General features: G+C 62.4%; 13 protein-coding genes and 2 tRNA genes. 9 read left to right on the forward strand and 6 right to left on the reverse strand.

Annotated features, from left to right (window positions below):
* A partial coding sequence (locus V6M52_RS05695; protein WP_332700310.1) for a citrate/2-methylcitrate synthase occupies nucleotides 1-495 on the forward strand: 495 nt, incomplete at its 5' end.
* 6 nt (nucleotides 496-501) lie between these two features.
* On the opposite strand, the gene V6M52_RS05700 is transcribed toward V6M52_RS05695, so the two are convergent.
* Nucleotides 502-1542 carry an ornithine cyclodeaminase gene (locus V6M52_RS05700; protein WP_332700312.1) on the reverse strand — a complete coding sequence of 347 codons (1041 nt, stop codon included), beginning with the start codon at nucleotides 1540-1542 and terminating at the stop codon, nucleotides 502-504.
* Between the two features lie 11 nt (nucleotides 1543-1553).
* On the reverse strand, nucleotides 1554-2528 hold the full coding sequence (gene rocF, locus V6M52_RS05705; protein WP_332700314.1) for an arginase: 975 nt from the start codon (nucleotides 2526-2528) through the stop codon (nucleotides 1554-1556).
* Between the two features lie 114 nt (nucleotides 2529-2642).
* Between rocF and V6M52_RS05710 the strand changes: the two genes are divergently transcribed.
* On the forward strand, nucleotides 2643-3074 hold the full coding sequence (locus V6M52_RS05710) for an Lrp/AsnC family transcriptional regulator (protein ID WP_332691867.1): 432 nt from the start codon (nucleotides 2643-2645) through the stop codon (nucleotides 3072-3074).
* A 292-nt stretch (nucleotides 3075-3366) separates the two neighbouring features.
* Nucleotides 3367-5799, forward strand: coding sequence for an endopeptidase La (lon, locus tag V6M52_RS05715; protein WP_332691864.1), 2433 nt, complete (start codon nucleotides 3367-3369; stop codon nucleotides 5797-5799).
* A 77-nt stretch (nucleotides 5800-5876) separates the two neighbouring features.
* Here the strand turns inward: lon and V6M52_RS05720 are convergent, their stop codons facing one another.
* The 4 genes from V6M52_RS05720 to V6M52_RS05735 form a co-directional block, all read right to left on the reverse strand.
* Complete coding sequence (locus V6M52_RS05720) at nucleotides 5877-6290, reverse strand: GFA family protein (RefSeq protein ID WP_332700316.1); 414 nt, start codon at nucleotides 6288-6290, stop codon at nucleotides 5877-5879.
* Between the two features lie 17 nt (nucleotides 6291-6307).
* Nucleotides 6308-6769: an SRPBCC family protein gene (locus V6M52_RS05725; RefSeq protein WP_332700317.1), complete on the reverse strand. Its 462-nt coding sequence runs from the start codon at nucleotides 6767-6769 to the stop codon at nucleotides 6308-6310.
* A 103-nt stretch (nucleotides 6770-6872) separates the two neighbouring features.
* A complete protein-coding gene (locus tag V6M52_RS05730) occupies nucleotides 6873-7340 on the reverse strand; it encodes an SRPBCC family protein (protein WP_332700319.1) in 468 nt (155 codons plus the stop codon).
* Complete coding sequence (locus V6M52_RS05735) at nucleotides 7337-7657, reverse strand: ArsR/SmtB family transcription factor (protein WP_332700321.1); 321 nt, start codon at nucleotides 7655-7657, stop codon at nucleotides 7337-7339. The genes V6M52_RS05730 and V6M52_RS05735 overlap by 4 nt, the downstream gene beginning before the upstream one ends.
* Nucleotides 7658-7877: 220 nt before the next feature.
* Here V6M52_RS05735 and tet point away from each other — a divergent pair, with 220 nt between their 5' ends.
* The 6 genes from tet to V6M52_RS05765 form a co-directional block, all read left to right on the forward strand.
* Entirely contained in the window at nucleotides 7878-9077 is a 1200-nt protein-coding gene (gene tet / locus V6M52_RS05740; protein WP_332700322.1) for a Tet(A)/Tet(B)/Tet(C) family tetracycline efflux MFS transporter, read from the forward strand.
* Between the two features lie 208 nt (nucleotides 9078-9285).
* The gene (locus tag V6M52_RS05745) at nucleotides 9286-9558 is read left to right on the forward strand and encodes an HU family DNA-binding protein (RefSeq protein ID WP_046140229.1); all 273 of its coding nucleotides are present in this window, start codon (nucleotides 9286-9288) and stop codon (nucleotides 9556-9558) included.
* Nucleotides 9559-9687: 129 nt separating this feature from the next.
* Nucleotides 9688-9763, forward strand: a tRNA-Val gene (locus V6M52_RS05750).
* A gap of 239 nt (nucleotides 9764-10002) precedes the next feature.
* Nucleotides 10003-10079: transfer RNA gene (locus tag V6M52_RS05755), tRNA-Asp, on the forward strand.
* Between the two features lie 456 nt (nucleotides 10080-10535).
* Nucleotides 10536-11984 carry a basic amino acid/polyamine antiporter gene (locus V6M52_RS05760; RefSeq protein ID WP_442881820.1) on the forward strand — a complete coding sequence of 483 codons (1449 nt, stop codon included), beginning with the start codon at nucleotides 10536-10538 and terminating at the stop codon, nucleotides 11982-11984.
* A 9-nt stretch (nucleotides 11985-11993) separates the two neighbouring features.
* Nucleotides 11994-12579 (forward strand): arginine deiminase family protein (locus tag V6M52_RS05765; RefSeq protein ID WP_332700329.1); only part of this gene is annotated, 586 nt, incomplete at its 3' end.

Below are 12579 nucleotides of genomic sequence, written 5' to 3' on the forward strand. Positions count from 1 at the left end.
GCGGTTTCAACCGGGGCGTCGGTGTGGGCGGGCGCGCTGGCGGGCCTAGCGACCCTCAACGGGCCGCGCCATGGCCTGGCCTCCCGCGAGGTCGCCGTGCTGGTCGAGGATGTCGGGCGCGATGCCGACCCGGAATCGGCATTGCTCGATTGGCTCGGCGAGGGCCGGTACGTCCCGGGCATGGGCCACCAGCTCTATCCCGATGGGGATGTGCGGGCCGTGGCTCTGCTCGCCCAGTTCACCGCGCCCGATGATTTCACCGCGTTCCGGGACGCCGCCGAGCGCATTACGGGCGATGCCGTCAATGTCGACTTTGCCCTCGCCGCCCTCGTTGCGGCCTATGACCTGCCGACGGATGCGCCCCTGGTGCTGTTCGCACTGGCTCGCAGCGTCGGCTGGCTGGCCCATGCGCTGGAACAGATCGCCAGCGGCCAGATCATCCGGCCACGGGCGCAGTATGTTGGCACTTCACCTCTCCCTTTGGGGGAGAGGTGAAGCCGGCTATGCCGCTTCCGGCGCCTTTGCCAAAGCCGGCTCGCCGATCAGCTCGCCATAGAGGTTCTTCGGGTCCGCCAATTCGGGCACCAGATCCAGCAGAAGCCGCTTGGCCGCGGTCAGGTCATGCACCAGCCGCAGGGCCGAGAAATCCTCCACCGCAAAGCCGACCGAGTCGAACACCGTGATATCCGCCGCGCCGGTCCGGCCATCCTTGACGCCGGCCAGCACTTCCCAGAGTTCGGCCACCGGATAGTCGGCCGGCGCCTGCTGGATTTCTCCTTCGATGCGGGTCTGCGGCGTGAACTCGACGAAATACTCGCCCATGCCCAGGATATCGGCGGCCAGCTCGGTCTTGCCCGGGCAGTCCCCGCCAATGGCATTGATATGGGTGCCGGGGCTGAGCATGGCGGCATCGATGACCGCCACCCGGCCTTTGACCGCTGTGCAGACGGTGACGATATCCGCCCCGGCCACGGCCGCCTCGACCGAAGCTGCGCGCACCAGCGTCACCCCGAAATCCTTCGCATTGGCGATGAACTTGTCGACCGCGCGTGGATCGGGGTCATAGACCCGGATCTCCTCGATGCCGAGCAGCGCCTGGAAGGCGAGTGCCTGGAATTCCGACTGCGCGCCGGCGCCGACCAGCGCCATTACCCGGCTCTCGGGCCGCGCCAGTATCGAGGCAGCGAAGGCTGAGGTGGCAGCGGTGCGCAGGGCGGTCAGCAGCGTCATCTCGCTGATCAGCAGCGGATAGCCGGTGGCGACATCGGCCAGCACGCCGAAAGCCGTAACGGTGAGCTTGCCGGTCTTGGGGTTGGACGGGTGTCCATTGACATATTTGAAGCTGTAGAGCTTGCCATCCGAAGTGGGCATCAGCTCGATCACGCCATCCTTTGAGTGGCTGGCGACGCGGGCGGATTTCTCGAATTCGCTCCAGCGCGAAAAGTCGGACCGGATGTAGCCGGCCAGTTGCGTGAGGAAAGCCTTTGTGCCGGTGGACCGGACTAGCCTCCTCATGTCTTCGACCCCGATGAACTGCGTCATTTTTGGCGCTCCTAGATGCTGGTTGCCGCTTCGTTGACGTCCATGCGCGCGGTCTGGCGCGGCATGATCTGGCGGCCGAACAGGCTCGCCGCCAGGTCGACCAGCAGCCGGGCGCTCATGCCCGCCTGGTCGAGATAGGGATTGAGTTCGACGATATCGAGCGAGCCCATCGTGCCGCTGTCGTGGATCATCTCCATCACCAGATGCGCCTCGCGGAAGGTCAGCCCGCCCGCCACGGGCGTGCCGGCGCCTGGCGCAATGGCCGGGTCGATGGCGTCGACGTCGAGGCTCACATGCAGGTGCCCACCGGCCGCGGCAACGCAGGCCAGCATCTCGCGCATCAGCGCCACCACCCCCGACTCGTCGATGCGGCGCATGTCGATGACATCGACACCACGCCGCCCCAACAATTGCCGCTCCGGCCGGTCGATGGAGCGCGCCCCGAAAATGGTCACCCGCGTCGGATCGACCAGCCCGCGCCAGTCGCCGTCATATTCAGGACCGAAATCGGGTTCGCCGCAGAGCAGGGCGAGCGGCATGCCGTGGATATTGCCGCTCTCCGAAGTCGCCGGGGTGTTGAAATCGCCGTGCGCATCGACCCACAGCACAAACAGGGGCTTGCCGATGGCCGCGCAATGCCGCGCCACGCCCGAAATGCTGCCCATGGACAGACTATGGTCGCCGCCGACAAACATCGGCAGGCGGCCCGCGCTCAGCGCCGCAAGGGCATGTGCGCTGCTCTGCCGGGCAATGGCCAGCACCTCGGCCTGGCGTTCGCTTGACAGGCGCCATGGCGTACCGCCGGCCGAACCACCATCCCAGGTGATATCGCCCCGGTCGGTCACCTTGTGGCCGAGCGTCGCGAGTGTTTCAATCACCCCGGCCACGCGCATCGCCTCCGGCCCCATGCCGGTACCCCGGCAGGACGCCCCCGCATCGCTGGGAATACCGAAGAGTTCGATTGTGTAGGCGGCAACGGGGTGCATGGCAGGACCTCTTGATCCCCGCCAGCATGCCCCGTCCTGGCGGTATGCGAAAAGCCAGAATAGTGCTATATTTGCGCTATGGATTGCTCACTCTGACAAGGGGAAATGCGCATAATGATCCTCGATGATCTCGACCATCGCCTCATCGCCTTGCTGCGCGCCAATGCCCGCGCGCCGGTGGCCAAGCTGGCGCTCGCGCTCAAGGTGTCGCGCGCCACTGCCAAGGCCCGCATCGATCGGCTGGTGCAGGGCGGAGCAATAGCGGGTTTCACCGTGGTCACGGCGGCTGCACCCGGCCCAGGCGTCCGCGCCATCACCATGGTGGAAGTCGATGGCAAGCACGAGGCGGCGGTGATGAAGCGGCTGTTGGGCATGCCCGAGGTGCGCCAGCTCCACAATACCAATGGCCGCTGGGACATGGTGGCGGAGCTGGAAGCCCCCGACGTCGAGGCCTTCGACGATCTGTTGCGCCAGATCAGGCAGATCGACGGCATTGCCTCGACCGATACCAGCATCCTGCTCAAGGCACGGCGGAGCGTAGGGTAGGGCACCCGCCGCACTTCACCTCTCCCTTCGGGGGGAGACGTGAAAGGTGGTTGGGGATAAAGGCCAGTTCCCGCATGCGCCTTGCAGCCAAGGAACATCACTGTTCCCATGATCTTACGCATATCTCCTGTGCGTTCCTCGGTTAACCGTGACAAATCCATGATGGTTGACTTGTGCACCCGGTAGGCGGACCTATTTATTAACCGGAATCAGCCCAGCTTTAACGCTGTAGCTGTCTACAACGGGCGCGCTACCATCTCCCTTCCCCCGCGCGCCCCGGAAAGGATACGAGATGACGGACGTCACCCCCGCCACTGGCGATGCAAGCCGGGACCGGGTTTACCCAGTTCTCCCCCTGCGTGATATCGTCGTTTTCCCCGGCATGATCGTGCCCCTGTTCGTTGGCCGTGAGAAATCGGTCAAGGCGCTTGAAGAAGTCATGCGCGACGACAAGCACATTCTCGTGGTGACACAGAAGAACGCGCAGGACGACGATCCGGCCCCCGACCAGATCTACGCTACCGGCACCATTGCCACCGTCCTGCAGCTGCTCAAGCTTCCCGACGGCACCGTCAAGGTGCTGGTTGAGGGCCTGCACCGCGCGACCATCGACCGCTACCTGCAGACCGTCGACTATTTCGAGGCCGAAGCCTCCATCCTGCCCGAACCGGTGGAAGACCCGACCGAGCTCGAAGCCCTGTCGCGCTCGGCCAGCACCGAGTTCGAAAACTATGTGAAGCTCAACAAGAAGATCTCGGCCGAAGTCGTGGCCGCGGTCGGCCAGATTGAGAACCACTCCAAGCTGGCCGATACCATTGCCAGCCACCTGGTCATCAAGATCAACGAGAAGGAAGACCTGCTCTCGACCCTGTCGGTCGCCGAGCGCTTCCAGAAGATCCTCGGCCTGATGGAAGGCGAGATCGGCGTGTTGCAGGTGGAAAAGCGCATCCGCAGCCGCGTCAAGCGGCAGATGGAGAAGACGCAGCGCGAATACTATCTCAACGAGCAGATGAAGGCGATCCAGAAGGAACTGGGCGACGGCGAAGAAGGCTCCAACGAGATCGCCGAGATCGAGGAGCGCATCGCCAAAACCAAGCTTTCCAAGGAAGCCAAGCTCAAGGCCGAGGGCGAGCTCAAGAAGCTCAAGTCGATGAGCCCGATGTCGGCGGAAGCCACCGTGGTGCGCAACTATCTCGATACCCTGCTCGGCCTGCCCTGGGGCAAGAAGAGCAAGGTCAAGCGTGACCTGGCCATGGCCGAAAAGGTGCTGGACGAGGATCACTACGGCCTCGAAAAGGTCAAGGAACGCATCCTCGAATATCTGGCCGTGCAGGGCCGTACCGGCACGCTCAAGGGCCCCATCCTCTGCCTCGTCGGCCCTCCGGGTGTCGGCAAGACCTCGCTCGGCAAGTCGATCGCCAAGGCGACCGGCCGTGAATTCGTGCGCATGGCGCTTGGCGGCGTGCGCGACGAAGCCGAAATCCGCGGTCACCGCCGCACCTATATCGGCTCCATGCCCGGCAAGGTCATCCAGTCGCTCAAGAAGGTCGGCAAATCCAACCCGCTCTTCCTGCTCGACGAGATCGACAAGATGGGCCAGGACTTCCGTGGCGATCCGAGCTCGGCACTGCTGGAAGTGCTCGATCCCGAGCAGAACCACACCTTTGCCGATCACTATCTCGAGGTCGATTATGACCTCTCCGACGTGATGTTCGTCACCACCTCGAACACGCTCAACATCCCCGGCCCGCTGATGGACCGCATGGAGATCATTCGCCTGTCCGGTTACACCGAGCAGGAGAAGCACGCGATCGCCAAGCAGCACTTGATCCCGGAGACGCTCAAGGAGAACGGCCTCGCCCCTGGCGAGTTCGAGCTTTCCGACGAGATGCTGACCGCCCTGATCCAGCGCTATACCCGTGAAGCGGGCGTGCGTAACCTCAAGCGCGAACTCAGCAAGCTGATGCGCAAGGCCGTGGCCGAGATCGTCAAGAACAAGGTCAAGACCGTTACGATCAACGAGGAGATCCTGACCAAGTATCTCGGCGCCGATATCTACAAGCACGGCGAGATCGAAGCCGAGTCGCAGGTTGGCCTGGTGACGGGCCTGGCCTGGACGTCGGTTGGCGGCGAGCTGCTGACCATCGAAGGCGTGATGACGCCGGGCAAGGGCCGCATGACGGTCACCGGCAACATCAAGGAAGTGATGAAGGAATCGCTGACCGCGGCAACGGCCTATGTCCGCTCCCGCTCCATCGATTTCGGCATCAAGCCGCCGATGTTCGACACGCGCGATATCCACGTCCACCTGCCGGAAGGCGCGACCCCCAAGGACGGTCCGTCGGCAGGCATTGGCCTGGCCACTGCCATCGTCTCGGTGATGACCGGCATTCCGGTCCGCAACGATGTCGCCATGACCGGCGAGATCACGCTGCGGGGCAGGGTGCTGCCCATCGGCGGCCTCAAGGAGAAGCTGCTGGCAGCCCTCCGCGGTGGCATCAAGACCGTGCTGATCCCCGAAGAGAATGTGCGCGATCTCGCCGAGATCCCGGACATCGTCAAAGAGGGCATGGAAATCGTGCCGGTCAGCCGCATGGACCAGGTGATCGAACGCGCTCTGGTGCGCAAGCCCGAGCCGATCGAGTGGAACTTCGAAGAGACCACCCCGGCCGCCTCCACCACCGTGGAAGCCGCCGACGACACCACCACCGGCCTGCCGCACTGAGCGGTTCTGAGTGAATGAGAAACGGCGGTCCGAGAGGGCCGCCGTTTTTGTTTGTCCGGCTGTGGATTCGCCGGTGCCTATCCCGCCATGCGCTCGAATTTCTGCACCGCCGGATCGATCACGTCCCAGGCATGTCCCCGAATGCTGTAAGTCAGGGCCTGCGGCTTGAACTGGCCGGGATCATCGAGGGCGGTGGCATGGACCGCGATCAGGTCCGGCATGGCGGTGAAGGTCAGGTAGACCGGCGTACCGCAGGTGGGGCAGAAGGCATGGAGCTTGTCGTGCCCGCTGTCAGCGGCGACGCGCCATTCCGCTGCCTGGCCGGTAATCCGCATGTCGCTCCGCCGCGGAAAGGTCAGGTAGGAGCCGTGTCCGGTGCCACTGCGCTTCTGGCAATCCAAGCATTGGCAGTGGTTTTCGAAGATGGGCTGCTGGCTTGTCTCGAAACGGATCGCGCCACAGGCGCAGCCCCCGGCATAGGACGTTGCCATGGTTTCGGCTCCTCGCGTCATGCGACAGGCTCGGCCAGCTCCGGCAGGTCCGCCCGGCCGGTTTCGATAAGCTGCCTGAGGCTGCCCTGAATCAGCGATGTCCAGGCGTCCGTGCAGGTGTCGTAGCACTCCACTTCGGGCTTGAGGCCGATATGGGTGAAGATGACTTCGGTCTGACCGCCAGTGCGGACAATGTCGAAGACGATCGTGGTGCCGGTCCATTCGGTCCGGTCCTTGAGGAAGCTGAGGTCGGCGTCGAGCACCTGCCAGGCGACGCGCCTGCCTGGCACGAGTTCGGTGACCTCTTGCCTTGAATAGTGCAGCTCCTGGTAGCGATAGGTGAATACATCGCCGAGCGCGGCCGTGTCTCCCTCGAATGCGCCGCTCCACCAGGCGCGGGGGTTGATGATGGCGGCGAAGACGGCCTCCGGGCTCTGGTTCACCCTGAAGGCGGTTGTGTAGCTTGCGGTCGTCGTCATGCGTTTCTCCTTGGCTGGTCTGTGGCCGGCGCGCACCTGTCCATGCCCTGAGCGAGCACTGTTGCGGCCGGATGGAAAGTTGATTGGATGCTACGGGCTGCCGTCAGGCGGCCTTGGGCTTGGCAAAGACGTCGAGTGCGCGGCCCGTCTCGAGGAATGACTTGAGACTGGACAGGACCAGCGGCCAGCCCTTGCTGACGCCCTTGGCCATGCCGCCGCCGGCCAGGAGTTCGTCGTGGGCAACGGTCAAGCGCACCATGTCCTCATATTCCTCGATATCGAACGTCACGCGGCTGTAGCTTTCCGGGTCGGCTTCCTGCGACGCATTCGTCCAGGTCATGACCAGACGCTTGGGCGGCAATACCTCGACGACCTTACCCACCAGCTCGACGGTGCGCTCGTCATTGGCGCGGATGTGTTCCCAGCGTGACCCGGGTTTCCACTCCGATACATTCTCATGGCCCCAGTAGCGCCTTGCCAGGTCTGGCCGGGTGATGGCTTCGAACACCTTGTCCGGGGTCGACTGGATATAGGTCACATAGACAAAGCTGGTCGTCTCTTTGGCGGTCATTCCTGGTTTCCTTCGAGTTCCGTCTTCAGGTCGTGCAGCGTCTTGAGCCGCTCGAGCTCGAATTTGCGCACCCACCGCTCGTAGATATCGTGCAGGGGCACAGGGTTGATGAAATGCAGCTTCTCCCTGCCGCGCTTTGCCGTGCTGACGAGGTTGGCCTCTTCCAGCAAAGCGAGGTGCTGCGTTGCCGATTGCCGCGCCATAGCCAGATTTTCGCAAAGCTGGCTGAGCGTCTGTCCATTTTTCTCGTGCAGAAGGTCGAGCAACCTCCTGCGGGTCGGATCGGCCAGAGCCTTGAAAACCTTGTCTGCGTCCATCGTTCTCTCAAATCTGCGCTACAATATGCAGGCAAATACCTGCATGTCAAGTGCAGGCATTTGCCTGCCTTTATCGGGTGGCGTGACGAAGCACGTAGGGTCGCAGCTGCTGCCATGCTCTGTCACGAGGCCACTTCATAGCTGATTGGTCGGGCTTGTAACGCGCCCGTGAACGACCTACCTCAATCGGCCCGGCTGGCGCAGCCAACAGGAGCATCCCTTGAACAAGGCACTCGTCGTCATTCTCGCCGCCGTCACCCTGGACGCCGTCGGCATCGGCCTGATCTTTCCGATCCTGCCGGCTTTATTGCGCGACGTGGGCCATCTCACCGAGGTGGCGACGCTGCTGGGCGTCATGCTGGCGCTCTATTCGGCCTGCCAGTTCCTGTTCTCGCCGGTACTCGGCGTGCTCAGTGACCGTTTCGGCCGCCGGCCGATCCTGCTGATCTCGCTGGCGGGGGCGGCCATTGATTACCTCATCATGGCCTTTGCCCCGGAGCTCTGGATGCTGGTGCTCGGCCGCGCCGTAGCCGGCATCACCAGCGCCAATATGGCCGTGGCCACTGCCTATATCACCGACATTTCCACCGAGGAGGAGCGAGCCAAGCGCTTCGGCCTGTTCCACGCCATGTTCGGCATCGGCTTCATCATCGGCCCGGTGATCGGGGGCATCCTGGGCGACTATTGGGTGCGCGCGCCCTTCATCGCCGCGGCCCTGCTCAACGGCATCAATTTCGCTCTGGCCCTGTTCGTGCTGCCGGAATCGCGCAAGGGCCAGCCGGGCGCCAAATTCACCTGGGACACGCTCAACCCGTTCAAGCCCCTCAAATGGGCGCTGACCTTCAAGGCACTGATTCCAATGATGGCCATCTTCGTCATCATGAACTTCGTCGGCACCATGTACGGCACCATCTGGGCCATGTTCGGCGAGGACAGCTTCCAGTGGAACGGCATGATGATCGGCCTGTCGCTGGGTGCTTTCGGCGTGTTCCATGCCGGCGCCCAGGCCTTCCTTACCGGCCCCGCCGTCGCCCGGCTGGGCGAGCGCTGGGCGCTGGTCGTCGGCATGGGCTGCGAGCTGACGGCGCTGGTGATTCTGGGCTTTGCCACCCAGGGCTGGATTCTCTTTGCCCTGGCGCCGCTGTTTGCGCTGGGCGGCATCGGCATGCCGGCGCTGCAATCGCTCACCACCACCCAGGTCGGTCCAGACAAGCAGGGGCAGCTGCAGGGCGTGCTGGCGAGCCTGGTGAGCCTGGCCGCGGTATTCGGCCCGCTGTTTTTCAGCTTCGTCTATTTCACCGGCCGCGGCACCTGGCCGGGCATGATCTGGATCGTCGGCGCCGCCATCTATCTGCTGGCCCTGCCGCTGATGCTGGGAATAAGGCGCCGCGTCGCCCTGGCTCCTGCAGGTGCCGAATAGCCTCGGAACCCGCAGGAAAGCCCGGAAAACGGGCGAAAACTCACAATCCGGACTTGCAGGGGCAATTTTTCCGGTCCATTAACAGCGTTGCACCGTTCGGCCTCGTAAAAAGCCCGGAAATCCTTGCGTTTCACGCAGAATCGACCAAGGGTTGCCGCGTTTTAGGCTTCGCCAGCGAGGGCGGGCAAATCCACTGTGAGGAAACGCTATGAACAAGAACGATCTGGTTGGCGTCGTCGCCGACAAAGCGACGATCACCAAGGCACAGGCCGCTGAAGCGGTTGACGCAGTGTTCGAGGCTATCACCGGCTCCCTGAAGGCTGGCGAAGAAGTCCGTCTCGTCGGTTTCGGCACCTTTGCCGTCTCGGCGCGCAAGGCTTCGACCGGCCGCAACCCTGCCACTGGCGCTGAAATCCAGATCCCGGCCTCCAACCAGGCCAAGTTCAAGCCCGGCAAGGGCCTGAAGGACGCGATCAACTAAGACCGCTTCCGGATCGACACGACGATCGGCCCCGTGCGCATCGCGCCGGGGCCATTTCATTTGGCGGTTGACGATAGCGGGCAGGGGCCCTAATCAAGGCCACCTTGCCTAAGGCCGATCCGGCCCGGCGGGCGATTAGCTCAGTTGGTAGAGCGCCTCGTTTACACCGAGGATGTCGGCGGTTCGAGTCCGTCATCGCCCACCAGTCCCTCTTAGGCGCCGTGCTGCCAGCAATATGCCAGCTTGCTGCCGGCGAGTGCTGCCGAGCGATTCTCACCCTCCACATCAAAAATCACGCGCTAGACCTTGTTGTCGCGGGCATTTTCCACAAGCTGCTGCAGCATTCATGAAATTGTCGCGTTGATGGCGACTTGCTCGCTTGACTTGCTCCTGAGGGCTGGGTAAACGGACGCCACGTTGCGCGAATGACTTGTTCGCCGCGCTGCGGGAGTAGCTCAGTTGGTTAGAGCGCCGGCCTGTCACGCCGGAGGTCGCGGGTTCGAGCCCCGTCTCTCGCGCCACCCTTTCCTAGGGTTTGCGCGTTTCACCCTCTCCCAGTTTCAACTTTTCGGCTGACCGAGTTTCAACTTTTTGAACTCGTTGTGTTCCTCTCCCAAAAGTTTGCGACCCTTCTTGCGTGCTTCGTCGGCTGCGCGGACGGCCGCTGCATTGACTGGCATGTAGGTTTTTCCGCTTTCGGTGGTCCGACCCTAGACCTACCGGGAGCAAGCCTGACCAAGTGACGCCCTAGTTCCGGCTAACTGGTCAGCGTGAAACTGACTTTTTTGTGCACGACCGCTTTGGGGCCGCAAGGAGACCGGCAGCTTTCAGTGTGGAAGCATCGATAGCTGCCATTCGGAACGAATGGTCCTGGGGCAGAACCTTGGGATGAATGGCATGGTTGCTGGACGCCCAACTCTGTTTCGGGGCTGCCTCGGTCGATAACGTCGGCCCGTGAGATTGCGTCCCTCGGACGGATGACGGGTGACCTGATGAGTGCGGACAAAACGCAGAAGCTATCACTGTTCAGCCTCACCGCCATGGTGGTGGGTTCCATGGTCGGGGCCGGCATTTTCAACTTGCCAGGTCGTTTCGGCACGGCCACGGGCCCCTTCGGGGCGATCATTGCCTGGCTGATCGCCGGCACCGGCATGTACATGCTGGCGCGGGTTTTCCAGGCATTGGCCGAGAAGCGTCCCGACATCGATTCCGGCGTCTTTGCCTATGCCAAGGCGGGGTTCGGCGACTACATGGGCTTCCTTTCGGCCTTTGGCTACTGGCTCGGAAGCTGCCTCGGAAACGTTTTCTACTGGGTGCTGATCGGCTCCACACTAGGCAGATTCTTCCCCGAACTCTTCGGCAATGGCAGCACCGCCGCCGCGATTGTGGTCTCCCTAATCGGCATATGGACATTCCATTTCATGATCCTGCGCGGCGTCGAGCAGGCCACGTTCATCAACATGGTCGTCACTGTCGCCAAAATCGTGCCGCTGATCGTCGCCATCATCGCCATGGTAGTGGCCTTCAACTTCCAGCAGTTTTCCGAGAACTTCTTTGGCGGGCTCGACATGCCCGAAAAGAGTCTGATCAATCAGGTGCGCGACACCATGCTGATCACAGTTTTCGTGTTTCTGGGCATTGAAGGCGCCAGCGTCTATTCTCGTTATGCCAAGAAGCGATCTGATGTCGGCAGGGCGACAATCCTGGGCTTCGTCGCCGTTACCGGTCTGATGGTAGCCATCACGCTGCTACCCTATGCCAATATGCCGCGAGCGGGCATTTCGGGGTTGCAGCAACCTTCACTTGCCGGCGCTCTAGAGGCGGTCGTCGGACATTGGGGAGCTGTCTTCATCTCGCTCGGTGTCCTGATTTCGGTACTCGGCGCCTATCTCGCCTGGTCACTGATCTGTGCCGAGGTGCTTTTTGCGGCCGCAAAGTCTGAGGACATGCCAAGGCTGTTTGCGGTTCAAAACGGGAATCGCGTACCCGCCAACGCGCTGTGGGCCACCAATCTCGTCGTCTCGCTATTTGTCGTCTCGACCTACTGGTCCGCTGATGCATTTAACCTGATGCTGGACATGACGAGCGTAACGGCACTGCTTCCTTACCTTCTGGTGGCCGGTTATGGCGTGCTGCTGGCTCGCAGCGGCGAGGGCTATGAAGACACTCCCCAAGAGCGCACCCGCGATCAGATCTTTGCCTGGATCGCGATCGTCTACACGATGTTCATGTTCGTCGCTGCGGGCCTGCAATTCGTGGCCTTGGTATGCGTGCTCTTTGTTCCCGGCACGCTTCTCTATGTCTGGGCCAGGCGCGAGCAGAACAAGCTGCTTTTTGCCCCGGTCGAATGGGGCGTCTTTGCGGTCGCCGCAGCGGGGTGCATCGCCGGCGTCATCATGCTTGCGACGGGATACATCCAACTCTAGGAGGTTATCGTGACGGTTGATGCTGCCTTTGGCGTTCACTCCGAAGTAGGGCAACTTCGAAAAGTGCTGGTCTGTGCGCCGGGTCGCGCCCACCAGCGCCTGACACCCTCCAATTGCGATGCTTTGCTCTTTGATGATGTTCTCTGGGTTGAAAACGCCAAGCGCGACCATTTCGATTTCATGACGAAGATGCGGGAACGCGGCATCGAAGTCGTCGAGATGCACAATCTCTTGGCGGAAACGGTGGCGATCCCCGAGGCCAAGGAATGGATACTCGATAATCAGGTGGTCGCCGATCAGGTCGGCCTGGGTCTTGTCGATGAAATCCGCTCCTATCTGGACGGACTATCCTCCCGTGATCTGGCCGAAACGCTGATCGGTGGTTTGTCGACCGAGGAATTTCCGGAGACGCTCGGCGGGGATATGCTGCGCCTGGTGCGCGATGCCGCCGGCGTGACCGAATACCTGCTGCCGCCGCTGCCCAACACTCTCTATACCCGTGACACAACCTGCTGGATCTATGGCGGCGTGACGCTCAACGCACTGTTCTGGCCGGCACGTCATGAGGAAACCATCCTCACCACCGCCATCTACA

Origin of the sequence: Devosia sp., assembly GCF_036676215.1 — a bacterium.
GTDB lineage: Bacteria > Pseudomonadota > Alphaproteobacteria > Rhizobiales > Devosiaceae > Devosia.

Coding starts and splice junctions, on each gene's coding strand:
- V6M52_RS05735 (WP_332700321.1), bottom strand. CDS start 7,657: ATGGACGCAGACAAGGTTTTCAAGGCTCTGGCCGATCCGACCCGCAGG.
- V6M52_RS05720 (WP_332700316.1), bottom strand. CDS start 6,290: ATGGCAACGTCCTATGCCGGGGGCTGCGCCTGTGGCGCGATCCGTTTC.
- V6M52_RS05730 (WP_332700319.1), bottom strand. CDS start 7,340: ATGACCGCCAAAGAGACGACCAGCTTTGTCTATGTGACCTATATCCAG.
- V6M52_RS05745 (WP_046140229.1), top strand. CDS start 9,286: ATGAACAAGAACGATCTGGTTGGCGTCGTCGCCGACAAAGCGACGATC.
- V6M52_RS05710 (WP_332691867.1), top strand. CDS start 2,643: ATGATCCTCGATGATCTCGACCATCGCCTCATCGCCTTGCTGCGCGCC.
- V6M52_RS05700 (WP_332700312.1), bottom strand. CDS start 1,542: ATGACGCAGTTCATCGGGGTCGAAGACATGAGGAGGCTAGTCCGGTCC.
- V6M52_RS05725 (WP_332700317.1), bottom strand. CDS start 6,769: ATGACGACGACCGCAAGCTACACAACCGCCTTCAGGGTGAACCAGAGC.
- lon (WP_332691864.1), top strand. CDS start 3,367: ATGACGGACGTCACCCCCGCCACTGGCGATGCAAGCCGGGACCGGGTT.
- V6M52_RS05760 (WP_442881820.1), top strand. CDS start 10,536: ATGACGGGTGACCTGATGAGTGCGGACAAAACGCAGAAGCTATCACTG.
- rocF (WP_332700314.1), bottom strand. CDS start 2,528: ATGCACCCCGTTGCCGCCTACACAATCGAACTCTTCGGTATTCCCAGC.